22 protein-coding genes are annotated in these 26,241 nt (G+C 71.3%); 19 read left to right on the top strand and 3 right to left on the bottom strand.

Going from position 1 to position 26,241, the window contains the following annotated elements; translation table 11 throughout:
• Positions 1–50: 50 nt before the first annotated feature.
• On the bottom strand, positions 51–863 hold the full coding sequence (locus IE317_RS01275; RefSeq protein WP_191306148.1) for an IclR family transcriptional regulator domain-containing protein: 813 nt from the start codon (positions 861–863) through the stop codon (positions 51–53).
• Between the two features lie 130 nt (positions 864–993).
• Here IE317_RS01275 and IE317_RS01270 point away from each other — a divergent pair, with 130 nt between their 5' ends.
• Positions 994–2,418, top strand: a complete 1,425-nt coding sequence (locus IE317_RS01270) for an amidohydrolase family protein (RefSeq protein WP_191306147.1) — start codon at positions 994–996, stop codon at positions 2,416–2,418.
• Between the two features lie 16 nt (positions 2,419–2,434).
• Positions 2,435–2,932, top strand: a complete 498-nt coding sequence (locus IE317_RS01265; RefSeq protein ID WP_191306146.1) for a hypothetical protein — start codon at positions 2,435–2,437, stop codon at positions 2,930–2,932.
• On the opposite strand, the gene IE317_RS01260 is transcribed toward IE317_RS01265, so the two are convergent.
• Positions 2,916–4,406 carry a right-handed parallel beta-helix repeat-containing protein gene (locus IE317_RS01260; protein WP_191306145.1) on the bottom strand — a complete coding sequence of 497 codons (1,491 nt, stop codon included), beginning with the start codon at positions 4,404–4,406 and terminating at the stop codon, positions 2,916–2,918. The genes IE317_RS01265 and IE317_RS01260 overlap by 17 nt on opposite strands.
• Positions 4,407–5,008: 602 nt before the next feature.
• Here IE317_RS01260 and IE317_RS01255 point away from each other — a divergent pair.
• The 4 genes from IE317_RS01255 (at position 5,009) to IE317_RS01240 (ending at position 9,785) form a co-directional block, all read left to right on the top strand.
• Positions 5,009–5,806 (top strand): hypothetical protein, encoded by a 798-nt coding sequence (locus IE317_RS01255; protein ID WP_191306144.1) that lies wholly within the window; start codon positions 5,009–5,011, stop codon positions 5,804–5,806.
• Between the two features lie 481 nt (positions 5,807–6,287).
• Positions 6,288–6,947, top strand: a complete 660-nt coding sequence (locus IE317_RS01250) for a DUF4255 domain-containing protein (RefSeq protein ID WP_191306143.1) — start codon at positions 6,288–6,290, stop codon at positions 6,945–6,947.
• Positions 6,944–8,929: an ATP-binding protein gene (locus IE317_RS01245; protein WP_191306142.1), complete on the top strand. Its 1,986-nt coding sequence runs from the start codon at positions 6,944–6,946 to the stop codon at positions 8,927–8,929. The genes IE317_RS01250 and IE317_RS01245 overlap by 4 nt, the downstream gene beginning before the upstream one ends.
• A gap of 103 nt (positions 8,930–9,032) precedes the next feature.
• Positions 9,033–9,785: an eCIS core domain-containing protein gene (locus IE317_RS01240; protein WP_191306141.1), complete on the top strand. Its 753-nt coding sequence runs from the start codon at positions 9,033–9,035 to the stop codon at positions 9,783–9,785.
• Positions 9,786–9,811: 26 nt separating this feature from the next.
• On the opposite strand, the gene IE317_RS01235 is transcribed toward IE317_RS01240, so the two are convergent.
• Positions 9,812–13,210, bottom strand: a complete 3,399-nt coding sequence (locus IE317_RS01235; RefSeq protein ID WP_229902400.1) for a phage tail protein — start codon at positions 13,208–13,210, stop codon at positions 9,812–9,814.
• 191 nt (positions 13,211–13,401) lie between these two features.
• On the opposite strand from IE317_RS01235, the gene IE317_RS01230 reads away from it, so the two are divergent.
• From IE317_RS01230 to IE317_RS01170, 13 genes are all read left to right on the top strand, one after another.
• Positions 13,402–14,955, top strand: coding sequence for a phage tail sheath family protein (locus IE317_RS01230; RefSeq protein ID WP_191306140.1), 1,554 nt, complete (start codon positions 13,402–13,404; stop codon positions 14,953–14,955).
• 15 nt (positions 14,956–14,970) lie between these two features.
• A complete protein-coding gene (locus tag IE317_RS01225; RefSeq protein WP_086682601.1) occupies positions 14,971–15,414 on the top strand; it encodes a phage tail protein in 444 nt (147 codons plus the stop codon).
• 4 nt (positions 15,415–15,418) lie between these two features.
• Complete coding sequence (locus IE317_RS01220) at positions 15,419–15,865, top strand: hypothetical protein (RefSeq protein ID WP_191306139.1); 447 nt, start codon at positions 15,419–15,421, stop codon at positions 15,863–15,865.
• Complete coding sequence (locus tag IE317_RS01215; protein WP_003098516.1) at positions 15,862–16,020, top strand: DUF6760 family protein; 159 nt, start codon at positions 15,862–15,864, stop codon at positions 16,018–16,020. The genes IE317_RS01220 and IE317_RS01215 overlap by 4 nt, the downstream gene beginning before the upstream one ends.
• Before the next feature lie 93 nt (positions 16,021–16,113).
• Positions 16,114–18,993, top strand: a complete 2,880-nt coding sequence (locus tag IE317_RS01210; protein WP_373308955.1) for a hypothetical protein — start codon at positions 16,114–16,116, stop codon at positions 18,991–18,993.
• 11 nt (positions 18,994–19,004) lie between these two features.
• Entirely contained in the window at positions 19,005–19,451 is a 447-nt protein-coding gene (locus IE317_RS01205) for a phage tail protein (protein ID WP_086680386.1), read from the top strand.
• Between the two features lie 3 nt (positions 19,452–19,454).
• Positions 19,455–20,222, top strand: a complete 768-nt coding sequence (locus tag IE317_RS01200) for a CIS tube protein (protein ID WP_191306137.1) — start codon at positions 19,455–19,457, stop codon at positions 20,220–20,222.
• Positions 20,215–22,038 (top strand): VgrG-related protein, encoded by a 1,824-nt coding sequence (locus IE317_RS01195; protein WP_191306136.1) that lies wholly within the window; start codon positions 20,215–20,217, stop codon positions 22,036–22,038. The genes IE317_RS01200 and IE317_RS01195 overlap by 8 nt, the downstream gene beginning before the upstream one ends.
• Positions 22,039–22,050: 12 nt before the next feature.
• On the top strand, positions 22,051–22,332 hold the full coding sequence (locus IE317_RS01190) for a PAAR domain-containing protein (RefSeq protein ID WP_003098529.1): 282 nt from the start codon (positions 22,051–22,053) through the stop codon (positions 22,330–22,332).
• Position 22,333: 1 nt separating this feature from the next.
• A complete protein-coding gene (locus IE317_RS01185; protein ID WP_191306135.1) occupies positions 22,334–22,744 on the top strand; it encodes a GPW/gp25 family protein in 411 nt (136 codons plus the stop codon).
• Positions 22,744–24,705: a putative baseplate assembly protein gene (locus tag IE317_RS01180; protein WP_191306134.1), complete on the top strand. Its 1,962-nt coding sequence runs from the start codon at positions 22,744–22,746 to the stop codon at positions 24,703–24,705. The genes IE317_RS01185 and IE317_RS01180 overlap by 1 nt, the downstream gene beginning before the upstream one ends.
• On the top strand, positions 24,702–25,241 hold the full coding sequence (locus IE317_RS01175) for a phage tail protein (protein ID WP_191306133.1): 540 nt from the start codon (positions 24,702–24,704) through the stop codon (positions 25,239–25,241). The genes IE317_RS01180 and IE317_RS01175 overlap by 4 nt, the downstream gene beginning before the upstream one ends.
• 5 nt (positions 25,242–25,246) lie before the next feature.
• On the top strand, positions 25,247–26,227 hold the full coding sequence (locus tag IE317_RS01170) for a zinc ribbon domain-containing protein (RefSeq protein ID WP_191306132.1): 981 nt from the start codon (positions 25,247–25,249) through the stop codon (positions 26,225–26,227).
• The last annotated feature ends 14 nt before the right edge of the window (positions 26,228–26,241 follow it).

Here is a 26,241-nt window from a genome sequence, read left to right as displayed (position 1 = left end):
GCCACCGGTCAAGGAGTCTGCCGCGGCCCTCGTGAGTGGTAAGGCGGGTTCTAACCCGCCTTACCACTCACGACCACGGCCGGGATGGCGTCGAGGCGGGCGAAGTCGGCGCTGATCTCGCCGGCCGTCTGCAGCAGCAGCGGGAGGTGGTGCTCGACCAGCCGCTCGACCGGCGTCTCGGCGGCGTGGCAGTTGACGTTGACGCCGGCGATCACCCGGCCGGACCCGTCGCGCAGCGGCGCGGCCACCGAGCGGATGCCCAGCGCGAGCTGCTCGTCGGTCAGCGCCCAGCCGCGGGCCCGGACCTCGCGCAGTTCGGCGTCGCGCTCGGCGCGGTCCGGCTGCCAGCGGGGGACCAGCCCCGACCGGGTCGGCTCGGCCAGCACCGCCTCGAGCTCCTCCGGCGGCAGCGCCGCGAGCTGCACCTTGCCCAGCGACGTCGGCAGGGCCGGGAACCGGGTGCCGATCTGCACGCTCAGGCCGACGATCTTCGGCACCGCGACCCGGGCGACGTAGACGATGTCGGAGCCGTCGAGCTGGGCGATCGAGCACGACTCGTTCGTGCGCGCGACCAGCCGTTCCAGGTGCGGGCGGGCGACGTCCCACAGGCCGGTGGAGTGCACGTAGGCGACGCCGAGGTCGAGCACCCGCGGGGTCAGGGAGTAGTCGCGCCCGTCGGTGCGCACGTAGCCGAGCTCCTCGAGGGTCAGCAGGATCCGGCGCGCGGTCGGGCGGGCCAGCCCGGCCGCGGTGGCGACCTCGGCCAGCGTCATCGCCGGCCGGCCCGGGCGGAACGCCGTGATCACCTCGAGCCCGCGCGCCAGCGCCTCGATGAAGTCGGGACCGGTTCCCTCGCGTGGCATGCCGCCTCCCTCTGCAGTAGCCCTCCGGGCAGCGTAACGGCGGGGATTGACACCGGCGCGGCGCTGGACGAAAGTGACGTCACCCATCGGGTGTCCGTCCAGCGGACAATTGTACGCACTGGAGGCAGCCATGTCCGGATCGATCGTGCTGCGCGGTGGCACGGTGCTGACCCTCGACGACGCGCGCCGCGTCCTGCCCGGCGAAGACGTCCTGGTCGAGGGCGACCGCATCACCGCGATCGGCCCGGCGCTGGAGGTTCCGGCGGGCACGACCGAGATCGACGCCTCCGGCGGCATCGTCCTGCCGGGGATGATCGACACCCACCGCCACCTGTGGCAGACCGCCATGCGCGGCTACGGCGCCGACTGGACACTGACGCAGTACTTCGTCTGGTACTACCTCGAGTGGGGCAAGGTGTTCCGCCCCGAAGACATCTACGCGGGCAACCTGCTCGGCGCGTGGGAAGCCCTCGAGGCCGGCGTCACGACCACCGTCGACTGGTCCCACGGCCTGCAGACCACTCAGCACGCCGACGCGGCGGCCGACGCGCTCGAAGCCGTCCCCGGCCGGTTCGTGCTGGCCTACGGCAACATCCAGGACGCCCCGGCGAACTGGACGGCCACGCCGGAGTTCCGCGACTTCGTCTCGCGGCGCACGGGCGGGGACCGTGGCCTCGAGGGCTTCCAGCTCGCCTTCGACGTCACCGGCGACCCGGCCTTCCCCGAGAAGCCGGCCTTCGAGGTGGCGCGCGAACTCGGCGTCCCGGTGACCACGCACGCCGGGGTGTGGGGCGCGACCGGCGACGACGGCATCCGGCTGATGTACGACCACGGGTTCATGACCCCGGAGACGATCTACGTCCACGGCGCGTCGCTCTCGGCCGACTCCTACCAGCGGATCGCCGCCACCGGCGGGTCGGTGTCGGTCTCGACCGAAAGCGAGCAGAGCGCCGGCCAGGGCTACCCGCCCACCTGGGCGCTGCGCCAGTACGGCATCCCGGTGTCGCTGTCGATGGACACCTCGGTGTGGTGGAGCGGCGACCTCTTCTCGGCCATGCGCGCCACCCTGGGCGCCGACCGGTCCCGGGAGCACCTGGAGGCCCACGCCAAGGGCGAAACGGTGACGCACGCGGCGCTGCGCGCGGAACAGGTCGTGGAGTGGGCCACCCGTGGCGGCGCCGCGGCACTGGGCCGCTCGGACATCGGCAGCCTCGAGGTGGGCAAGAAGGCCGACGTCGTGCTGCTGAAGAACGACCACTCGCCGGTGTCGTTCCCGCTGCTGAACCCGTTCGGCCACGTGGCGTTCCAGGCCCAGCGCGCCGACGTCCACACCGTGCTGGTCGGCGGCCGGGTGGTCAAGCGCGACGGCCGCCTGGTCGGCGTGGACCTGCCGGCCCTCCGGCGGCGCGTCGAGGACACGGTGGAGCACCTGCGCGCGCAGCTGGGGGAGGAGGCGTGGCGGCAGGGGATGAACCCCGACGTCCCGGAAACCAAGATCCTCGACAACCCCTACACCTACACCGACTACCAGAGCGACCGCACCCACGGCGGCTGAGCTACCGTTCCCGGTCGTGGTCCAGGTATTCGTCCAGCCCGCCTACGGCACCGCGGACGCCCGCCGCTACGGCGCGCGATCCCTCGAGCGGACCGTGGCCTTCCGCGAGCTCGCCGACCTGCTCGACCCCGCGGACCTCGCCCGCCTCGACGACCTGCACCCGGGCGGGCGGGCCCGGTTCTGGGGCGCCAAGGACAAGTACGACCGCCGGATGGACACCGTGACCACCGGCGACGTCGTGCTCTTCACCGGCCGCAAGCACGTCCAGGCCACCGCGGAGGTGGGGCACGGGTTCCGCAACCCCGCGTTCGCGCGCCGCCTGTGGCGCCCGGACCCGGGCAAGTGCCTGTTCAGCAACGTCTACAGCCTGCGCCGTTACCGGCGGGTCGAGCTGCCGTACGAAGCGGTCTGGGCGCTGCCCGGCTTCAACGCCGGCGACAACTTCATGGGTCTGCGGTTCCTCGACGAGGCGAAGTCGGCCGCGGTGCTGGGCCTGCTCAGCAGTGCGGCATGACGTCGTCGAAGGACGCGCAGTTGTCCTGGTCCCACGGGGTCGACTGCCACTGCTCGGCCGTCAGGATCCGGGACGTGTCGCCCGCGACGAACTTCCAGGGGCCGTAGTAGGCGTTGCTGAACCAGTAGTTGCCCTGGTCGTGGGTGATCGCGTCCTGGACGACCTTGCCCTGGTACGGCGACCAGGACGGGTAGGTCCCCCAGTTGGACAGCAGGGCCATCTTGCCGCAGGAGCCGTTCGTGCAGCCGGCGCGGACCGGGTCGAAGCGGAAGGTGTTGTCGTGCACCTCGACCAGCTGGGTCTTCCACCGGCAGTCGTCGTACAGCGGCGGCGACGCGATCCCGGGTGCCGAGCACTGCGTGCGGTCGGCGACGAGCTTGGTGCAGGTGTTGATCGAGGTGTTGGCCGGGCTGTTGCAGAACCGGTCGGCGTTCTCCCAGGCGGTGATGCCGGACCAGTTGTCCTCGAAGGTGTTGTCGTAGATGTCGACCAGGTGCGTGCGGGCCGGCACCCGGGGCTCGCCGCCGGACTCGGACAGGTAGACGCTCGCCACCGGGAAGTTGTCGCCCTTGTCGGCGCGGCGCTTGCCCGCGACCAGGCTGTTGCGGCGCAGGACGTTGTCGCGGAAGACGAGGTTGTAGCTGATCTCGTAGAACAGCGCCTCGGCGTCGTTGTCCTCGATGAGGTTGTTCTCGATCAGGAAGTCGTTGTTGTCGGTGTCGGCCCAGAGCCCGGCGCCGTGGTTGTGGTGGATCCAGTTCCCGCGGACGTCGGCCTTGTCGACCACCCAGAACTTGATCCCGCCGCTGCACCCGCAGCCGGGACTGCGCGTTTCCCAGTCGTCGGTGTTGTTGCCCGAGATTTCGTTGCCTTCGATGATCAGCGCGGAGATCGTGCTGTCCGACCGGTAGGCGTTCATGCCGTACTGGCCGTTGTTGCGCAGGCAGCTGTGGCGCACCTCCTGGCGTGCGCCGGCCATGATTCCCGCGCCTTTGTTGTTCTGCACGGTGGTGTTTTCGATGATCCAATGCTCGCCGGAATCGTGGTTCACCACGCCCTGGTCCTGCGGCGCGACGAAGTTCTGGATGGTGAGCCCGCGGATGACGACGTCCTTCGCCTGCTGGGTGAAGGCCGCGCGGTTGATGCCCTGGCCGTCGAGCACCGCGCCGGGGGCGCCGAGGTAGACGTCGCCGTCCTTGGGGATGACCTGCCCGAACGGGTCCGCCGCCAGCAGGTGCGTGCCCGGGGGCAGCCAGAACGTCGTGCCGGGCGGCGACTCCTGCGACTTGCGGTAGAGGTCGCCGGGCACCGCGGCGTCGACGGTGACCGCACCCGCGGGAGCCGTCGCGTTGGCGAGCGGCTGGTGATCGCACACCGGTCCGGGCGTCACCGCGGCCGCGGCCACCGGCGAGGCGGGTGGCATGACGAACGCGGCCAGCAGAACGGCGGCCAGAATGGATCTCATCGGCGACATGCCGTGAACCTACGCAATTGACCGCGCAGCGGCTTGGTCCGAACGAGTCCATTCATGTGCTTTTCGGGTGTACCAGGTAACGAAAAATGCAGTGATTACTCCACTACTGTGAATACCGTGGGAACAATCAGTGGAAGGCTCTGTTATCGTGGTTCGACGGCGGCCGGCGACCGGAATTCCCCGCCGGGACGCGGTGCCGGGCGTCGCGCGGGTAGGCCACCTGCCGCGTGGCGGTCGACCGCTCGGCCGAGCGCGGCCGCGGTCGGCCGGGGGAGGGGCCGGGTGGTCCCCCAGGCGCCGTCCCGGTGCCCGGCGGCCGGACCACGGTTTTTTCCCTTAAACGGAGGACTACCTGAGCGAGTGATTTCCCGCCATTCATTGCGGTCACTCCCCTGGTGGCGAACTAGGCTTGTCCAACCCCATTCCGCATCTGTCCTCCACTCGGTGCGTTCCCACGCACCGATCGGGTATTCGCGCAGGTCACGGCCGTATGAAGACCTCACCGAGGCGGTAACGTCACCTATCGGACAGAGCTTCTGCCCCGGCGCCCGGGCCCCGAATGAAACCCGGTCGCCGCACCCAGGAAGGAACCCCGAGAAATCATGTCCACATTGCGACGACTGGCTGTCGCCGGCGCATTCGCGCTGCCGCTTTCCCTCGTCATCGCCGGGCCGGCGACGGCGCATCCGCTCGGCTGGCCGCACGACTCCTGGAGCAGCGAGAGCTCCAGCAGCTGGGCGGGCATCGGCGGCGCGGGCACGACCGACACCGACGAAGGCGCGACCTGGTGGGGACACCACTGGTCGGAGTCGGAGTCCGCGGTGGCCGGCATCGGCGGCGCGTACGTCACGCACAACGGCGAGTCCGGCGACCACGGCTGGAACCGCCCCTGGCACCACACCGCGCACGACGGCTGGTACGGCGAAGACGACGGCGACTGCGACGACTACGACGGTCACGGCACCGGCGACTACGACGATGACGACGACAACATCGTCGTGCACCACGTGGTGAGCCACCCCGACCCGGTGGACCACGACGTCGTCCGCCCGGTGTACCACGTCGTCGACAACGACGACGCCGACGACGTGGGCTACTACGCCGAGCAGCACTCGGCCGGGATCGACGGTGCGACCTCGGGGCACGTGGTGAGCCACGCGGGTGACCACCACGCCACGTACGACGCGGAGAAGTACACCGCCGGGCCGTTCGGCGCATCGTCGGAGGGTGCGCACGCGGTGGCGGTGCCGGACTACGCGGGTTACCACGCCTGGTACACCGCGGCCGGCGTGGGCGGTGCCGCGGCGCACTCGGTCACCTCGGTGGCCGACGCCACGGACCACGACAACGTCTGGGCCGACCACGACGCGGACAGCGACTCCGACTACGACCGGGGCTGACGCTCCCGGGCGAAGCCGAGGCTGAGCGAGCCGGGTCCGCGCACTGCGGACCCGGCTCGCTCAGCTCGTTCCGGGTCGGAGTATCGGCTTCAGGCCGGTGCGCCGGTAGCGGGAGGAGCTGCCGGGGTTGCGGCACAGCGTTTCGCGCACCCCGGCGTGGCCTCGAGCTGGCTGACGCCGCCCGAGGCGGAGTAGTCGCCACGGCCCGGAACAAGATCCACGCTGACCAGCCCGAACGGCGCCATCCCGTTGGTGGTCGCCGCCGCGGTGGCAGCGGCCGCCCGACTCGGGCCGCGAGCAGCCGCGTCGCCGAGCCGGGCGCAGGGCGACGCCGACGCCCGACCGCCGGCGACCATCGTCATGCCGGCCACTTTGCCCTTACGGGCAGCCTGGCGTACCCGAAGGTTTGCCGCTGCGTGGCTGGCCGCTCCCGCCGGTCGCGATCATCGTGGAAGCACCGCCAGTGCGAGGAGGTCCGCCGGTGATCCACGAGGTCGACGAGGCGCTGCGCCGGCTGGTGAAGGACGAGGCGCTGCGCGGCAGCGAGGTCGACGTCGCCTTCGACGCACCCACCAAGGACTGGGCCGCCCGGCGCAACGCACCCACCGTGAACATCTACCTCTACGACGTGCGCGAGGACATGCGCCGCCGGTCGCGGGGGCTGCTCAACGAGTACGACCAGCGCGGCGAGGTCGCCGCGCGGCACCTGCCGCCCAAGCACGTCAAGCTGTCCTACCTGGTCACCGCGTGGACCCAGCGCCCCGAGGACGAGCACCGGGTGCTGTCGGACCTGCTGCTCGGCCTGCTGCGCCACGAGGCCGTGCCGGCCGAGGTGCTCACCGGGTCGCTGGCCGAGATGGGGCTGCCGGTGCCGATGACCGTCGCGCTGCCGCCACCGGAAGACCGCGCGTTCGCCGACGTGTGGACCGCGCTGGGCGGCGAGCTCAAGCCGTCGCTGGACGTCGTCGTCTCCGCGCCGATCCACAGCGGCCGCGTCTACCCGGCCGGGCCGCCCGCCAAGGAAGGCCTCAAGCTCGACACCGGCGATGGCGAGCTCCTCGGGCACCACGTGTCCGCGACCGGGGCCGTCGAGGGGCAGCGCCGGGTCGCCATGGCGCGCACCCACCGGAAGCCCCGGTGAGCCTGGAGTACCTGTTCGAGCGGCTGGCCCGGCTCGAACAGCGCATCCGCGACGCCGTCGACAGCCGCCGCGCGGCCGACCCCAACCCCGACGACCCCTTCCGCGGCCTCTACCTGTCCAACGAGACGATCGACGCGCTGCTGGAAGGGCTGCGCGAGCCGTTCGCGCCGTTCACCGACTCCGTCCCGGACGGCCGGCTGCGCCCGCTCGCCGAACGCGCGGGGCTCACCGGCGTCGACGTCGAACTGCTGCTCGTCGCGCTCGCCCCCGACCTGGACAGCCGGTTCGAGCAGTTCTACGGCTACCTCAACGACGACGTGACCCGCCGCCGCGCCAGCGCCGGACTGGCGCTGCGCCTGTGCGGGATCCCCGAGGCCTCGGCGGCCGGCCGCGCCCGGCTCGACGCCGACTCCCCGCTGGTCACCTGCGGCCTGCTCGCCGTGGGCGAGGAGGAACGGCCGTTCCTCTCGCGCACGCTGCGCGTCCCCGACCGGGTCGTCAACCACCTGCTCGGCGACGACCGGCTGGCGCCCGAGCTGGCCGGCTGTGCGCGCCTGGGCACCGAGCTGGTCGAGGTGCCGGGCCGGGAGCGGCTCGCGCGGGCCATCCGCGGCCGGGTCGGGCTGGTCTACCTGAAGGAGCATCCCGGGGGCGGGGCCGAGGAGCTCGGCGTCGGCGCGCTGGCGGCGGCGGGGTACCCGGCGCTGGTGGTGGACGCGGCCCGCTGGCAGGCCGAGCCCGGCCGCGCCGAGCTCACCGCGTCGCTGCGCCGGGAAGCGTTGCTGCGCGGCGCCGGGATCGTGCTGGGCCCGGTGGAGGACCCGCGGCTGGAGGAGCTGGCGCACCCGGCGATCCCGCTGGTGGCGCACGGCACCGGCGCCTGGGACCCGCGCTGGAGCGCGACACCGCCGTTGCAGCTCGACGCGCTGCCGCTGTCCGCCGCCGACCGCGCGGAACTCTGGCGCAGCCGCCTCGACGGCCGGCTCGCCCCGGACGTCGACCCGGGTGAGGAGACGGCCCACTTCGTGCTGGGGCCCGGGCAGATCGCCCGCGCGGCGAAGGCGGCGGCGGTGACCGCGCTGGCCGACGACGGGCTGGTCCGCACCGACCACGTCCGGGCGGGCGCGCGCAGCCAGAACGCGGCCGGCCTGCAGCGGCTGGCGCGGCGGATCGAACCGGTCGTCGGCTGGTCCGACCTGGTGCTGCCGGCGGGCGTGCTGTCGCTGTTGGACGAACTGGCGGCGCGGGCCCGCTACCGCGACCAGGTGCTCGACGAGTGGCGGATGCGCCCGGGCGGTGGCCGCGGCCGGGGCGTCACCGGGCTCTTCGCGGGGGATTCGGGAACCGGCAAGACGATGTCCGCCGAGGTCATCGCCGCGTCCCTCGGCCTGGACCTCTACACCGTGAACCTGGCGACCGTGGTCGACAAGTACGTCGGCGAGACGGAGAAGAACCTGGAGCGGATCTTCACCGAGGCGTCCGGGGTCAACGGCGTCCTGCTCTTCGACGAGGCGGACGCGATCTTCGGCAAGCGGTCGGAGGTCCGCGACGCGCACGACCGGTACGCCAACATCGAAAGCGCGTACCTGCTGCAGCGGATGGAGACGTTCGACGGCATCGCGGTGCTGGCCACCAACCTCCGGGCGAACCTCGACGAGGCCTTCACCCGGCGGCTCGACGTCATCGTCGACTTCCCGCTGCCGGACGTCGAGCTCCGCCACCGGCTGTGGGACCGCTGCCTGGGCGCCCGGATGCCCCGGGGTGTGGACCTGGACCTGCGGTTCCTCGCCGAGGCGTTCGAGCTGGCGGGCGGCCACATCCGCTCGGCGGCGGTCACCGGCGCGTACCTGGCCGCCGAGGCGGGGCGTCCGGTGGCGATGACCGACCTGGTCGGCGCGGTCGCGCGGGAGTACCGCAAGCTGGGCCGGCTCTGCCTCGACCGCGAGTTCGGACCGTACCTGGCGATGGTGACCGACGCCTGAGCTGCCCATCGGGGCAGGTTTCGCTGCCCGTTCGGACGGCCGGCGCAGTCTGGTGTTCGCTGCCGCGGCAGGGCAAGCTTTACGGGCGGTGGAGGGAGCGAACATGCGCGGGTACAGCCATGACAACGACTTCGACCCGACCCTGCGGCCGAAGGGTGACCGCATCGACCGGGAGGACCACGACCTCCTGGGCCGCGCGGCAGCGGCCGGCCGCACCGACGTCCTGGGCCCGGCGGGCATGCTGGGTCTCCAGCGCGCGGTGGGCAACGCGGGGACGGCATCGCTGGTGGAGGAGGAGCGCTCCCCGGTCCACGACGTGGTCGGTTCGGGCGGCGGAGCGCCACTGGATTCTTCGACGCGCGAGGACATGGAGACCCGCTTCGGGACCGACTTCTCCGACGTCCGCGTGCACACCGACGGGGCGGCGCACGACTCGGCGAAGTCGGTGAACGCGCAGGCTTACACGGTGGGGTCGAACATCGTTTTCCAGCGGGACAAGTACGACCCGTCGTCGGATTCCGGGAAGCACATGCTGGCGCATGAGCTGACGCATGTGGTGCAGCAGCGGAGCGGTCCGGTGGAGGGGACGGATGCCGGGGGTGGGGTCAAGGTTTCGGATCCTTCGGATCGGTTCGAGCGTGAAGCGGTGGCGAACGCGGATCGGCTGATGTCTGCGCCCGCTGTGGCTGCCGGGCCTGCGGTTCAGCGGTGTGAGGATGGTGGGGCGCACGAGGAGCAGGTGCAGCGAATGACTGTCCAGCGTGAGGAAGAAGCTCCTGCCGCTGAAGAGGGCGAAGAGGAGAAGATGGCGCAGACGTTTGTGCAGCGTGAGGAAGAGGGCGAAGAAGAGGCCTGAGGTCCCGCTTCTCGCGCGCGGTGACGTCAGCGGAAGTCCGATGGCGATTTAACCGTGCCGTCCGGCATGAATATCCTAACCTGCTTCGAGGCGACGACGATGAAGTCGTTGGCCGCCTTTGCTTGAGCCTGGAACCACATTTGACAGTCCCCGCACTGGTCAAGCGGGTCGACGCCGATGGCTTGGGCTCCGGTTGCCTGCCGGAGGAGCTTCTCGGCGTGCACCACGCTCGTCGCACCGGGTATTCCGCGGTCCTTGAAGTCGCGACGGGGCAGGTACTCGCCGGTCTTCGCCAAGTGAGCTTCACGGTCCTTCTTGCGCCGGCCCGCGTACATGTAGCTGCTCGACTTGCTCAACAGTTCGTCGATGCTCTCCTGCTTGCGCAGCCGCCGGAGCTTCCGTTCGGCGGCAGGGGTCAAGGTGGTCATCTCGCGGAGGTTCGCCGCTGTCACCCGGCCGAGATCGCCCCATCGGGCCGCATCGGCTTCCAGCCAGCGTTGTCCGCTTTCGGCGTCCTTCGTCTCATGCTCGGGCGAGGACCCTCCTCCCTGTCGTCGCGTCTGCCCGTTCCCGCACGCGAGTACGGCTTCCGGGTCGTGAGCTTTGATGGCCTTGTATTCACTCTTCGCCCGAGCGAGTTCGGACTTGGCAGCAGAGATCGCCGCCCGGACCTTCTGCGGATCGATCTTGGTGATTTGAGCGTTGGTCGAATTCTTTCCCTTCGGGTTGACTTCACCTTCCACTGCCCATTTTTCCCCCTCTGGAACGACTTCGAGGCGGGTCATCCGGTACCTCAGTTTGATGCCGAACATCAGCGGTTTCAGCACGTTGGCCATTACGGGCCGTCCGGCGAACCGGTTGACCGCACTCTGGGCGGCGGCAAGCCCATCGTCCAGGCGCTTCTGCTTGGCTGGCGGATCGTCGTCCTTCTTCTTGCCGCCCTTGAGCTTCGACCAGACCTTCTTCCCCGCCTTGACGATCGTCCCCACGACGGAGTCGATCACCTTGCCCACCGGGGCCTGGACCTTCTCCAGCACTGACTTGATCTTCTCCGAAATCCCGCCCAGCCCCAGCAAACTGGCCAAGAACCCCAGCACCATCGGCAACGCCTTCGCCAGCGTCCGCTCGATCAGCCCCGCTACGGCCCCCGCCCCGCCGCGGGCGATCGACTCCACCGAGTCGAGTACCGAGTCCACGAATTCTTTGATCTGCGCCGCCTTGTCCACGAAGAACATCACGATGTCGTAGATCGCCTTGCAGGCCTTGATGAACGCTGCCGCCGGGTTGAGCATTGAGATGATCCAGGTGATGCCTGCCTTGACGATCTTCTCGATCACGAATTCCTTGATCTGGCCGAGGACCATCTCTTTCAGGTCGCCCAGCTTCTCGACGATCCAGCGCCGCAGGCCCGGGACGCCCTCGGTGATCAGGATCTTGACCACCTCGAACGTCTGCTCCAGTTTGGTCAGCACCGGCTCGGGGATGAACCGCAGGATGCGGGCGCGGACGCTCGCCCAGGTCAGGCCCAGCAGCGACAGGACCATCTTCAGGATGCCCTTGGCGTCCAGTGACTCGGGGATCTCGATGCCCGCGTTCGCCAGGTTGCCGAGCAGCCATCCCTTCAGCCCGTCCTTGAGGTGCTGGACGATGTTGGCGCCGAAGTTCATGACGCCGGTCTTGACCGCGTTGACCAGGTTGCCGAGGAATTCGATCGGCTTGGCGATGATCAACCCGACCGCGTTCGCCGCCCGGGACAGCACGCCGAGGAGCAGGTTCTTCAGCGAAAGGATCGTCTCGATCGCGCCGCCGACGGCCTCCTTCGCCTTGCTCCACAGGCCCTTGTTCTCGGCCTGCAGGGCCTTGATCTCCTCGTCGACCGCGTTGCGGGCCTCGGTGTACTTCTGGGCGAGGTCCTCGACCAGCGATTCCTGCTTCTCGTCGACGGACTTCTCGAGGTCGTCGAACTGGCCGCCGAACTCCTTCGCCGCCTCGCCCGCGATCTTGCGCAACGCCGGGGATTGGGACGCCACCTTCTGCTGGACTTTCGCGCGCCCGTCCGAAATGAGCTGTTTCGCCTCGGTCAGCTTCTGGCCGACGAAGTCCGCGATGTCGCTGATGACCGCCTGCATCTTCGACTCGTAGACCTTCTTGGCCTCCAGGAACAGGTTGTTCGCTTCGGCCGGCAGGTCGGCGAACAGGTCGTACGCCCACCGTGCCGCGCCGGTGACGCCGTCGTAGCGCTCGTCCCTGTAGCGCTTCATCCGCGCCTGGTGGTCGGCGGTGAACGCGGCCTTGGCCTGTGCCTCGCCCGCCTCGAACCTCTTCGCCACCTGGTCGTCGAGCGCTCCCAGCACGCCTTCGACCTTCGTCTTGGTCTCGTCGAAGATCGCCTTGATCTCGCCGGTGATCCGCGCCCGGTCCTGCTCGTCCTTCGACTTGGTGGCCGACTTCGCCGCCTGGCCGCGCTGGGCCGACGACGAACGCGCGCCCGTCATGCCCGCCATCGCGGCCTGCCCGGACGCCTGGGCCGCGCCGGTCACCGCGGCCAGCTGCCCGGCTTCGGACTCGCGGACCGCCGCCGGCGCCGAAGCCGTGTGCTGCTCGCCCTCCTGCTTCGCGGCCAGCGCGCCGGTGAACGCCGGCTCGTTGGACTCGGCCAGCTGCTGGTCGGTGACGCCCGCCGCGGCCATCGCGCCGTGGGTTTCGCACTGGTCGGCGCGCAGGTCGGTCTGTTCGGGGGGCGCCTTGTCCGGAGTGGCCTTGCGTGCGTCCGGCGGGGTCAACGCGGGCGGGGCCGGGGCTTCCGGCAGCGGGGTGACCGGCTTTTCCACGGCGCGGCCGGGATCGGGCGGCTCCTTCGTCCGGTCGGTGACGTCCTTGGCCGAGGCGTCCTTGCCGCTGGTGACCTTGCCCAGCACCTCGGTCTTGACCTGGTCCGCCTTGCCGGACGTGGCGAACTTGTCGGCCTCGTCGAGGTTCTTCGGCGCCTGCTTGGCGATCGCGGCGTTCACCGCGGCGATGAAGGCCGCCTTGTCGAAGCCGGCCGGCTTCGCCGCCGCCATCTTGTCCGCCTGGGCCGCCTTGGCCTGCGCGTCCTTGTCGTCGGCGGGCGCCACCGCGGCGTCCTGGGCCTTCTTGACCTCCGCGGCGGCGGGCGGGTGCGCCTTCGCCGTCTTCGCCTTGTCGCCGACGTCCTTCTTCAGTGACTGGAACTTCGGGTCGGACGCCGGTGTCACGCCCGGCGGCGCGACCGGGGGAGCGGGGCAGCTCTGCCGCTGCAGTGCGACGAGCCTCGACACGGCCGCGTTGCCCGCGGAGGCCTGCAGACGCAGCAACGCCGGCGGGACCGGACGGCGCGCAGGGCGAGGTGGCCGCGCGGGCTGCCCGGACAGCTCGCGTGGCGCTTTGTCCCGCGCCGGTGGCATGGCTTCACTGTCGGCCGCGCCGGGGGCGGTTGCCAACGGCCGTCGGGGCAGGCCCGGCTGCCCCTCCGGGCAGTTGCCTTTAAGGGCAGAGATCGGTTCCCGCGGGCCTAGCCGCACGGTCGTTCCGCGGGGAAGGCCCTGGCAGCAGCATCGCCGAAGACAAGACTTGTGCGTCGACAAGGGAGGCACGCATGCCCACCTATCTCACGCCGGGGGTGTACGTCGAGGAGATCGAAGCCGGCGCACGGCCGATCGAGGGCGTGGGCACCGCAGTGGCCGCCTTCGTCGGCTTCGCGGCGGACGGTCCCTTCAACACCCCGACGCTGGTGTCCAACTGGGGTCAGTTCACCCAGACCTTCGGTGACTTCATGGAGGGCTGCTACCTGGCCCAGTCGGTCTACGGCTACTTCCTCAACGGGGGCACCAACTGCTACATCGTCCGCATCGGCGGATCGCGCGCCCAGGACAACGGCGCCGCGCCGAAACAGCTCACGGGCCGCCAGGCCGTGCTCGGCGGCTACCGCTTCGTCGCCAAGGAGCTGCCGGAGGGCAAGCAGGCCGGCGAGATCACCGTCGAGGTCGCCGACGCGGCCGGCGACAACCCCGCCGACGACCGCTTCACCGTGCTGGTCAAGCAGGACGGCAAGGTCGTCGAAACGCACAACGTGACGACCAAGCGCACCAAGGAGAACGTCGTCACCGCGGTGCGGGAGAAGTCCGGCCTGATCACCGTCGAAGAGGTCGCCACCGGCGGTGCGGTCACCAAGCCCGACAAGGGCACCGCGGTGCTTTCGCCGCCGCCGAAGGAGTCGGACGCCCCGCCGGTCCCGGGCCGGGTCGCGGCGGACGACTACGTCGGCGACGTCGCCGACCGGACCGGCTTCGGCGGCCTGGAGGCGATCGACGAGATCACCATGGTCGCGGCGCCGGACCTGATGGCCGCCTACCAGCGCGACCTCATCGACCTCGACACGGTCAAGGCCGTGCAGCTGGCGATGATCGCGCACTGCGAGCTGATGGGCGACCGGATGGCGATCATCGACCCGCCGCCCGCGCTCAACCCCCAGGAAGTCCGCAGCTGGCGGATGGACGCGGCCGGGTACGACTCGAAGTACGCCGCGCTGTACTACCCGTGGGTCCAGGTCCTCGACCCCGCTTCGGGCACCAACACGTACATTCCGCCAAGCGGCCACATGGCCGGCGTGTGGGCCCGCACCGACGCCACCCGCGGTGTGCACAAGGCCCCGGCCAACGAGGTCGTCCGCGGCGCGCTCGCGCTCGAGACGCACCTGACCAAGGCGGAGCAGGAACTGCTCAACCCGATCGGCGTCAACTGCGTGCGGTCGTTCTCCGGCAAGGGGATCCGGGTCTGGGGCGCGCGGACGCTGTCGAGCGATCCGGCGTGGCGCTACCTGAACGTGCGGCGGCTGTTCAACTACCTCGAGGAGTCCATCCTCGGCGGTACCCAGTGGGTCGTGTTCGAGCCGAACGACGACGCGCTGTGGGCCCGGATCCGGCGCACGATCAGCGCGTTCCTGGTCATGGAGTGGCGCAAGGGTGCGTTGTTCGGGCTCACCCCGGACGAGGCCTTCTTCGTCAAGTGCGACCGCGAGACCAACCCGGCCGAGGGCATCGACCTCGGCCAGGTGATCTGCGAAGTCGGCATCGCCCCGGTGAAACCGGCGGAGTTCGTGATCTTCCGGCTGGCCCAGATGTCCGGCGGCACCAGCCTCGTCAACGAGTAGTGAAGGGGTTCTGACATGGCACTTCCCGATCTCGACAAGGCTGTCGGCCACTCCTTCGGGCTCGAGATCGACGGCGTCCAGATCAAGCAGATCTCCGAGGTCTCCGGCCTCAAGATGGAGCAGGACGTCATCGAGCTCAAGCAGAACACCGTCGACGGCAAGTACGTCATCAAGAAGCTGCCCGGCCGCCCCAAGGCGGGCGAGGTCACGCTGACCCGCGGCCTCACCGAGGACAACAGCTTCGAGAAGTGGGTCAAGGACGCCCACTTCGGCAAGATGACGACCGCCCGCAAGGGCGGCGCGATCATCGTCTACGACTACGAAGGCACCGCGCTCAAGCGCTACAAGCTGACCAACGCCTGGCCGAAGAGCCTGGAGATCGGTTCGCTGAAGGCCGGCGACACGAGCGTGCTCACCGAGAAGCTCGTCATCACCTACGAGCAGATGGAAGTCGAGTGAGCCGATGCGCAGGGTGATGGCGTCGGCGCCGGTCGAGGAAGCGCCCGCTCCGGCGGGCGAGCCCCGGACCGAGCGGCCGAAGCTGCGGACGGAGTTCGCGTTCGAGCTCCCGCGCGGGTACGTCGACGACGAGGGCAAGGTGCACCACTCCGGTGTGATGCGCCTGGCCACCGCCCGCGACGAGCTGATCCCGCTGCGGGACGACCGGGTGCGCGAGAACTCGGCGTTCCTCACGGTGGTGCTGCTGGCCCGGGTGGTCACCCGCATCGGCGACATCACCGACGTGCACGCGGGGATCATCGAGAACCTGTTCGCCTCCGACCTGGCGTTCCTGCAGGACATGTACCGCCGGGTCAACAGCGAGGGCCACACCAGGGCGAGCGTGGCGTGTCCCGAGTGCGGCCACAGCTTCGTCGTCGACGTCGCCGGTGGCCGCCTGGGGGAATCGTGACGTACGCGGCCGACCGGCTGCACGAGGAAGTCGCGTACGTCGCCTACCACCTGCACTGGTCCCTCGACGACATCCTCGACCTCGAACACCCCGACCGGTTGACCTACGTCGCCGAGATCGCCCGGATCAACACCCGGATGAGCCAGGGACGGTGACGCACGATGTGGTTCCGCAGGAAGGAGGCACGGCCGCCGGCGGTCTCGTCTGCGCCTGCGCCGGCGCCTTCGCCTGAACCGGCCGCCTTGCCGGTGACGCGCGGGGAGTGGCGGAGCGTCGCGCCGATCCAGCGGGTGCTGGCCGAGCACCCGCTGGTCAACCCGGTGCAGCGGTTCAGCTCGGCGCTGACGTCGTGGCAGAGCCCGGGCTACCTCGAGCCGCTCGGGCACAGCGTGGGCCCGGGCGAGCCCGCAGGCGTCATGGGCGACCTCGTGCGACCGGCCCTGCCGGTGGCGACTCCCGGGCCGGCGGTGCAGCGGGCCGTGTCCCCGGCCGTGGACCTGCCGCTGGTGCTGCCGGTGGTCGCGGCGACCGCGGCCGTGCCGCCGTTGACGTCGGCCGGGAGCGCGGTCACCCCGCCGGTGCGGACACTGCAGGCGATCGCGGAGCCGTCCCCCGTGGACACTCCGGCGGCCGCGGACACCCCGGTGGTCCCGCTGGCGGCGCCCGAACCGCGGGCGCCCGAACCGGCGCCGGTCGAGCCGGCGCGGCCGGCGCTGCCCCTCGTCCAGCGGACGGAGCAGGCGGTGCCACGGCGGCTGGGGCTCGGCGCGCCGATGCTGCCTGGGCCTGCTCCGTCGCTTCCGGTGTCGCGCCTTGAAGATTCGCCCGGCTCGCCGATCGCTTCGTCCGCGATGCCGCCGACCGGTTCACCGCCGGTGAACAGCTTCCGCCCGCTCGACACCACGGAGCCGCCCGGGACACCGGGCGGCTCGACGAGCGTTTCCGCTCCGGTCTCGGAACTTCCGGTCGCGTCGGGGGCTCGGGAGGCGGGCTTGCCGGTGTCACGGGTGGTCGAGAGTTCGCCGCTGGTGGCCGAGACGCCGGTGCCTCTCGCGGTGCAGGAGTCTGCGCCGACGGTCTCGCGGGTGGTCGAGAGTTCCGGGGAGCCGATGGGGGGAGCGGCGCACGAGTCGCCGCCGGTGGTCTCGCGGGTGGCCGAGAGTTCCGGAACCCTGGTTGGGCGTCCGGTGCACGAGTCACCGCTGACGGTCGCGCGGGTGGTCGAGAGTTCCGGGGAGCCGATGAGGGGAGCGACGCACGAGTCGCCGACGACGGTCTCGGGGGTCGAGAGTTCCGGAAGCCTGGTTGGGGGTCCGGTGCACGAGTCGCCGCCGCGGGTGGTCGAGAATTCCGGGGGCCCGATGGGGGGAGCGGCGTACGAGTTGCCGCCGACGGTCTCGCGGGTGGTCGAGAGCTCCGGGGGCCCGATGGGGGGAGCGGTGCACGAGTCGCCGCTGACGGTCGCGCGGGCGGTCGAGAGCCCGGCGCTGCCGGTGGTGTCGACCGCTGGGGAGTCTCCGCGGGCGGTTGAGCACCCGATGGCGCCGATCGCGGGGGAGTCTCCGCTGGTGGTTTCGCGGGCGATCGAGAGTCCGGCGGTGGAGGCGCCGTCGGGGGCTTCTCGGGCGGCTGAGACCGCGCCGACCGCGGCGGAATCTCCGCTGGTCTCGCGAGCGGTCGAGACTCCGGTGGTGGGGGAGTCCCCGCTGGCGGGTTCGCGGACGGTCGAGGTCCCGGTCTTGCCGGTCGCGGGGGAGTCGTCGCGGGCAGGTGCGAGTCCGGTGGTGCCACCGGTGGAGGCGCCGTCGGTGGCTTCTCGGGCGGCGGAGACTGCGGCGGAGGTTTCACTGGCGGTTTCGCGGGTGGTCGAGCCGCCGCCGACCGCGGCGCAGTCTCCGGTCTCGCGGGCGGCCGAATCTCCCGCACCGCTCCAGTCCCCGGCGGCGGGGCCTGCCGGTGACTCGCCGCTTGCGGTGGCCAGGATGGCGGAGGATCCGTTGCCTCTGTCGACGCGAGGGATCGAGACTTCGGCGCTCCCCGTGGCGCAGAGGTCCTCGCTGCCGTCGGCCGAGATCGCAGTGGTTCCGGTGGCGTCGACGGTCCAGAAGTCCGCGCCGTCGCCCGAGAGCTCGGCTCTCCCGGTGGCCCAGGAGGCTTCACCGCTTCCGGTCCTGCGCGTGGCCGAGACCCCGGCCGACCCCGCGGCGCGAGTGGCCGAGCGAGCACCGCTTCCGGTGCTGCGAGCGACGGAGATTCCGGCACTCCCCGCCACGAAAGCGGCACCGGCCGGGGCGGCGCCGCTGCTTTCGATCACGCGAGCGGTCGAGGACGCGCCTGCTTCCCCGGCGGGAGCGGCACCGAAGGTCGTCGGCATCCTCGAGCCCTCGCGCGCCGCGGTGCCGCTGCTCCCGGTGGCTCGAGCCGACGAGGTCCCCACCGTTCCCATGGCTTCCGACGGGACGGTCGAAGGCCTAGCAGCGCCGATGGGCGGAACCACCCGGCCGGCAGAAACCGCGGCATTCCCGGTGGCTCGCACACTTGAAAGTTCCACGGCCGCGCTCCCGGTCGCCCGAGCTGGAGAAACCCCAGGACTTCCCGTCAGCCGCGCGACCGAGAGCTCCCCGCCGACCGGACACCCGGTGCTGCCGGTGGCACGGGCCGCCAACGACCTGGCGCCCGTCGCCGGAGCCGCCGTGCCACCGCTTCTGGTCGCGCGCGCGACCGATGCCCCGGCACTCCCGGTGGCCCGCGCAGCCGGAAGCTCCGAAACCACCTCCGCGCCGCTGCCAGTCGCACGGGCTATCGATGGCCCGGCCACCTCGGTCCCACACACCCCCGAAGCCCCGCCGCCCCCCGCGGTCCTCCCCGTCGCGCGGATCGCCGACCACAGCAACGACCACAGCGCCCCACCGTCCACACCGGACCCGGCGCCCGGCCCCACCTTCACCCAGGTCGTCCAGCGCGACCCCGAACCCGCACCCACCCCGGCGCCCGCACCACAGCACCAACCGCCCATGGAAACCGAAGAACTCGTCAAGAAACTCTTCGACCCGCTCCTGCGGCGCCTGAAGACCGAACTCCGTCTGGACCGTGAGCGCCGGGGCGCGCTCACCGACCGCCCGCACTGAAGGAGGAGCCGATGCCGGACACCGAAGAGGCCGTTGCCGTGTGCTACGTCGTCAAGCTGGACGACAAGAACCTCGGCAACCTCGGCGCGTTCTCCAGCTGCGACGGCCTCGGCTGCGAATTCGTCATGGAACAGCGGGAAGAAGGCGGCAACAACGGCATGGTCTGGCAGCTGCCGACCCGGATCAAGTACTCGAACATCAAGCTCTCGCGCCCGGTCACCGAGGCCAGTGCCCAGATCACCAAGTGGTTCGCCAGCCTGGCGAGCGGGATCGAACGCAAGACCGCCACCATCGAGGCGCGCACCCTCGAAGGCAAGGTGATCGCCAGCTGGGCGCTCGAAGGCGTCGTCCCGGTGCGCTGGAGTGGCCCGCAGCTCTCGCCCGACTCGCCGAAGGTCGCCACCGAGACCCTCGAACTGGCCCACCACGGCTTCCTCAGCCCGGCGAAGAAGGGCTGACCCGTGTCCTCACCTGTCACCTTCACCTCGGCCGGCTCCCAGCCGCCCGCGGCCTACGGGTCCGGGGCGCCGGCGCCCAGCAACCTGCAGCGCGCGAAGCTCAAGGTCCACAAGCCGCCGCAGTCGGGCGGGACCGGGCAGCCGCCCGGGGACTTCATGTTCGACATCGACTTCCAGTTCAACCCCAAAGAACTGTCCCTGAGCAAGAACGCCAAGTGGGGCCGGGACGCGCAGCCGAACGCCAAGAAGAGCGCGCCACCGCAGTTCAAGGGGTCCGATCCGGCCAAGCTCGCGCTCGAGATGTTCCTCGACGCCACCGACAAGATGGACGACGCCGTCGTCAAGAAGGTCGAGCAGCTGTTCACCTGCTGCGTGGCCACCGAGGACAGCCGTCAGCACAAGAAGCCGTCACCGCCGTGGGTGATCTTCAAGTGGGGTGGCATGACCGGCTTCCCCGCGTACGTCTCCAGCGTCACCGCGAAGTACACGCTGTTCACGCCGGCGGGGACGCCGGTGCGCGCGGTCTGCACGGTGAACCTGGAGGAGATCTCCGGCGAGCTGGGCGGCCAGAACCCGACCTCCGGTGCGCTCGCCGCGCGGGACACGCACGTGCTCGTCGCCGGGGACTCGCTGCCGTCGGTGGCCTTCCGCGCCTACGGCGACGCCGGGAAGTGGCGCGAGATCGCCGACGCCAACGACATCGACGACCCGATGCGGCTGCGGCCGGGCACCCGCCTCCTGGTGCCCGCGCTGGAGGAGCTCCATGGCTAACGAGACCTTCACGAACACCCTCATGGTCGAGGTCGAGGGCACCGCGCTGCCCGACGACGTCCGGGTGATGCTCAGCTACGCCTACGTCGACGACAGCCGGAACCTGCCGGACACGTTCGTGCTGCGCTTCCGCGACCCCGGCACCGTCGTGCTCGACAAGGGGAAGTTCAAGGTCGGGGCCAAGATCAAACTCAAGGTCCAGACGTCGGACCCGGAAGGCCCGCAGGACCTGCTCTCGGGCGAGGTCACCGCGGTCGCGATCGACCTCGACCCGCACGGCACGTTCACCGAGGTCCGCGGGTACGACCACGCGCACCGGCTGTTCCGCGGGCGCCGGGTCGCCGCGTACCCGAACATGACCGTCTCGGACGTCGTGCGCAAGGTCGCCCAGCGCGCGAACCTCCCGGTCGGCAGGATCGACAGCGTCAAGGGCTTCGGCGGCCGCCCGAACACCCAGCTGTCCCAGGACAACGTCAGCGACTGGGAGTTCCTGTCCCGGCTGGCCGACGTGGTCGGCGCGCAGATCGCCGTGCGGGACGGGAAGCTGAACTTCGAACTCCCGGAGAAGCCGTCCGGCGCGCCCCCGACCACCACCAAGGCCACCGCCGACCCGCTCGTCCTCGAGGCCCACGGGACGCTGCTCACCCTGCGCGCCAGCGTCACCGCGGCCGAGCAGGTCCCCGAGGTGCGGGTCACCGGCTGGGACTACGAGAACAAGCAGCCGATCGCCGCCACCGCGACCCCGAAGAACGCCGGCACCGACGTACCGGGGGTGGACCCGGTGGCGCTCGCGGGGAAGTTCGCGAGCCCGGCCTTCCTCGACGCCGCGTCGCCCCGGCGCAGCCAGGGCGAGGCGGACGCGACCGCGAAAGCACTGGCCGACCGGTTCGGCAGCGCGTGCACCGAGCTCGACGGCGTCGCCAAGGGCAACCCGAAGCTGCGCGCCGGCACCGCCGTCACGCTCACCGGCGTCGGCCGGCCCTTCTCCGGCAAGTACACGCTCACCAGCACGCGCCACCTGTTCAACGACGAGGTCGGCTACACCACCGAGTTCGCCGTGTCCGGCCGCCAGGAACGCTCGCTCTACGGCCTGGTCGCGGGCGGGGCGCAGAGCTCGACCTGGCCGGGCGTCGTGCCGGCGGTGGTGAGCGACCTCAAGGACCCGGCGAAGCTCGGCCGCGTCAAGCTCACGTTCCCGTGGCTGGACAAGGACTTCGCCAGCACCTGGGCGCGCACGGTCCAGCCCGGCGCGGGCAAGGACCGGGGCGCGGTGGTGCTGCCCGAAGTCGGCGACGAGGTGCTGGTCGGCTTCGAACACGGCGACTTCGAGGCGCCCTACGTGCTCGGCGGCCTCTACAACACCAAGGACGCCGCGCCGTCGAAGTTCACCAAACCCGTCGTCGACGGCAACAGCGGCGAGGTGGCGCTGCGCGGGTTCGTCTCGCGGAAGGGCCACAAGCTCGAGTTCGCCGAGGACGACGGGATCATCCTGGCGTCGGGGGACGCGAAGTTCGTGGTCAAGATCGACCAGAAGAACCAGGTCATCGAGGTGACCAGCGGCAAGAGCGTCACGGTCAAGGCGCAGAACGGCGTGAGCATCGACGCCGGCACCGGGCCGCTGGAGCTCAAGGGCCAGAAGGTGTCCGTGCAGTCCCGGACCGACGCCAGCATCGAGGCGACCAGCCAGCTGAAGCTGAACGGCACCACGGGCGTGAAGGTCGAGGGCGCCACGGTTTCGGTGGCGGGCCAGGGCCAGACGGAGCTGACCGCGAGCGGTGTCGTCACCGTGCGCGGCAGCGTGGTCAAGATCAACTGACGGGGAGTGCGCATGCCACCAGCCGCGAGGGTCGGCGACCCGACCGGGCACCCGGGCGTCATCGCCGGCCCGGGGGTGCCGACCGTGCTGATCGGCGGGATGCCCGCCGCGAACGTCGGGACGCTGCACACGTGCTCGTTCCCGCCGCCCGCGGTGCACCCGCCGACGCCGATCGCGCCGCCGGGCTGCCCGACGGTGCTCATCGGCGGCATGCCGGCGGCCCGGATGGGCGACATGGCCGCCTGCGGCGCGCCGATCGTCATGGGCTGCCCGACCGTCCTGATCGGAGGCTGAGATGGATTTCCTGGGCCGGGGACTGGCGTTCCCGCTGCACACCGACGCGACCGGGTCGATCGCGCTGGTCGGCGGCGAGCGCGAGGTCGTCGAAAGCATCCGCCTGATCCTGGCGACCTCGCCGGGCGAACGCCCGATGCGCCCCGAGTTCGGCTGCGCGGTGCACGACCTCGTGTTCGCGCCCGCCGACGCGGCGACCGCCGGGCAGATCGCCTACGAGGTCCGGGTCGCGCTCGAGCGCTGGGAGCCGCGGATCACCCTCGACGACGTCGTCGTCAGCTTCGACCAGGCCGACCGCGGCACCCTGCTGATCGACATCCGCTACCGCCTGCGCGGCACCAACGACCCGCGCAACCTCGTCTTCCCGTTCTACGTCATCCCGCCGCACGAGTCCGCAGAGGACGGTGCGTGATGTCCCTGCCGCTGCCCAACCTCGACGACCGCCGGTTCCAGGACCTGGTGGACGAAGCCAAGTACCTGGTCCAGCGCAACTGCCCGGAGTGGACCGACCACAACGTCTCCGACCCCGGCGTCACGCTGATCGAGACCTTCGCGCAGATGGTCGACCAGCTGCTCTACCGGCTCAACCGGGTTCCCGACCTGCACTACCTGCGCTTCCTCGACCTGATCGGGGTGCGGCTGTTCCCGCCCGCCGCGGCGCGGACCGACGTGACGTTCTGGCTTTCGGCCGCCCGGGACGTCCCGGTGGTCGTCGCGGCCGGCAAGCAGGTCGCGAGCGTGCGCAACGAGGTCGAGGACCCGGTGGTGTTCACCGTCGAGCGCACGCTGAACATCGTGCCGTGCTCGCTCGCGCACCTGGCGACCAGCACGGCCGACACCGGCCTGCCGCCGGTCGACCGCACCGACGAACTGCTCGTCGGCGGTGGCCCCGCGGCCTTCTCCGAGACGCCGGCCCCCGGCGACGCGGTCCTCTTCGGACTGTCGGACGCCGTCCCCGGCTGCGCGGTGCTGCTGCGGATGGACTGCGAAGTCGAAGGCCAGGGCGTCGACCCGCGCGACCCGCCGTGGCTGTGGGAGGCCTGGGACGGCACCGGCTGGGCGGCGTGCGAGGTCGACCGGGACAGCACCGGCGCGTTCAACCGGGCCGGCGACATCGTGGTGCACGTCCCGGAGGGGCACGCGATGTCGGTGCTCGCCCGGCAGCGGGCCGGCTGGCTGCGCTGCCGCCTGGTCGAGGCCAAGCAGAACCAGCCGTTCTACCAGCGCTCGCCGCGGCTGCACACGGCCGAGGCCTCGACCATCGGCGGCACGGTCGCCGCCGTGCACGCCGAGATCATCCGCAACGAGGTCGTCGGGACCTCCGACGGCACGCCGGGCCAGCGGTTCCCGCTCGGCCGGCCCGCGGTGGTCGTCGGGGAGGGCGAACTGGTCGTCGAGGTCTCGGGCCCGGACGGCTGGCAGCCGTGGACGGAGGTCCGCTCCTTCGCCGACTCCGGCCCGGACGACCGGCACGTCATGCTCGACCGCGTCGGCGGGCAGGTCGAGTTCGGGCCGGCGGTGCGCCAGCCCGAGGGCGGCCTCCGGTACTACGGGGCCGTCCCGGCCAAGTCCGCCGCGATCCGCGTGCCCGAGTACCGGTCCGGGGGCGGCCGGCGCGGCAACGTCGCCCGTGAGGTGCTCGAGGTGCAGCGGGACCCGATCCCGTTCGTCAGCAGCGTGGTGAACCGCCGTCCGGCGATCGGCGGGGTGGACGGCGAGTCGGTGCGGGACGCGGCGGTCCGCGGCCCGCTGCTGCTGCGCACCCGCGACCGCGCGGTCACCGCCGAGGACTACGAGCAGCTCGCGCGCGAGGCGGCGCCGGAAGCGGCCCGGGTGCGGTGCATCCCCGCGCACGGCGCCGACGGGCGGGAGACCGGAGCGATCCGGGTCCTGGTCGTGCCGGCGGTGCCCGACACCGGCGAACTCGCCTTCGCGACGCTGATGCTCGAAGCCGGCATGCGCGCCCGGATCGAGCGCCACCTCGGCGAACGGCGGTGCGTGGGTGCGCTCGTGTCCGTGGAGCCGCCCTTCTACCAGGGGGTCACGGTGGTGGCGCGGCTGCGCGCCCGGCGCCGGACGACGGCGGGCGCGCTGGGCGCCCGGGCGAGCCAGGCCCTGTACGACTACTTCAACCCGATCAGCGGCGGCCCGGACGGCGACGGCTGGCCGTTCGGGCGGCCGGTGCAGTCGGGCGAGGTGTTCGCGGTGCTGCAACGGCTGCCCGGCGTCGAGCTGGTGGAGGACGTGCGCCTGTTCGCCGCGAACCCGATCACGCGGGAGCGCGGCGAGCAGGTGGACCGGCTGGATCTGCCGCCGAACGCGCTGGCGTTTTCGTTCGGGCACCAGGTGCGGGTGCGGGAGGCGGGCGCATGAGGACGGGCATCCCGGGGCTGGCCAGCCCGCACCCGATCGGCGAGCAGCTGCCCGCGGTGTACGCCGAGGACCGCTTCGTGCAGGGCTTCACCGGCGCGCTCGACGAGGTCCTCGCCCCCGTCATCTCCACTTTGGACAACTTCGCGGGCTACCTCGACCCGGGTGTGGCACCCGCCGACTTCGTCGGCTGGCTGGCCCACTGGGTCGCGTTGCGCGTGGACGAGAGCTGGAGTCCGGAGCAGCTGCGGCAGCTGGTGACGCGCTCGGTCGAGCTGCACCGGTGGCGCGGCACGCGGCGCGGCCTCACCGAGCACGTGCGGCTGCTGACCGGCGGCGTCGTCGAGGTGACCGACAGTGGGGGCGTCGTCGCCGACCCGCAGCCGGGCGCGCCGCTGCCTGACCCGGGACCGCCGTGGGTGCAGGTGCGCGTGCGGGTGCCCGACCCGGCCCGGGTCGACGTGCGCCGGCTGACGGCGACGGTCGTGGATGCGGTGCCCGCCCACGTGCGGGTCACGGTGGAAGTGCTGGAGGGCTGACGGAGATGGTCATCTACGCGGAGTGCGGGCACCAGGGGCCCGCCGACGTCGAGTTCTGCGGCGAATGCGGCCGCTACCTGAAGTGGGACGACGACGGCCCGGTCGCGGTCAAGGCGCAGCCGGTGGTGCAACAGCAGCAGGTCGTGCAGCCCGCCGAGCCGATCGCCCCGGTCCGGCAGCCGGTGCAGCAGACCGTGGAGGAGCAGGTCCTCAACCCCGGCGACCTGATCTGCGGCCGGTGCGGCAAGGGCAACGCGCCGACGCGGAACTTCTGCAGCCGCTGCGGCGCGTCGCTGGCCGAGTCCGAGGTCGTCAAGACGTCGTGGTGGCGGCGGCTGCTCGGCCGCAAGCCGAAGGAGCACAAGGCGGGGGAGCGGCCCGGCAAGGACGGCGTCCGCCGCCGGACCGGCCGGGCCGGGGCCGCGCGCCGGACCGTGGGCAAGGTGATCCGCCGGGCCGTCGCGGTGGCGCTGATCTTCTCGGCGTTGATCTACGCGCTGTACCAGCCCTTCCGCGGCGCGATGAATACGGCGGCGGTGGGGCTGTGGAGCCAGGTGACCGGCATCTTCGAGGCCAAGCTGAACCCGGTCCACCCGATCAAGGTGACCGCGACCGCGGAGGCCGCCGGGCACGCGGCGCCGCTGATCAGCGACAACGCGAAGAACACCTTCTGGGCGGCGCCCGCCGACCGGGAACAGACCGTGGTGTTCACCTTCGACCACCCGGCGGACCTGCGGAAGGCGATCGTCTACCTCGGCGACGCGGCGAACTTCCCGGCCGAGCACCGGCCGTCGAAGCTGCACCTGGTCTTCTCCACCGGCAAGACCTACGACATGGCGCTGGCCGACACCCCGGACGCCCAGGAAGTCCCGATCGAGAACAGCGAAGGCGCCACCGGCGTCGAGCTGCACGTGGCCGGGCTGTACCGCTCGCTCGACGGCACGGACGTCGCGATCTCCGAGATCGAGCTGTTCGAAGCCGGCTGATCACGAAGCTTTTG

The sequence above is a fragment of the Amycolatopsis bullii genome, assembly GCF_014654205.1.
Taxonomy (GTDB): Bacteria; Actinomycetota; Actinomycetes; order Mycobacteriales; family Pseudonocardiaceae; genus Amycolatopsis; species Amycolatopsis plumensis.
Note: the sequence above shows the minus strand (reverse complement) of the source record. Positions and strands in the feature narration are given on the sequence as shown.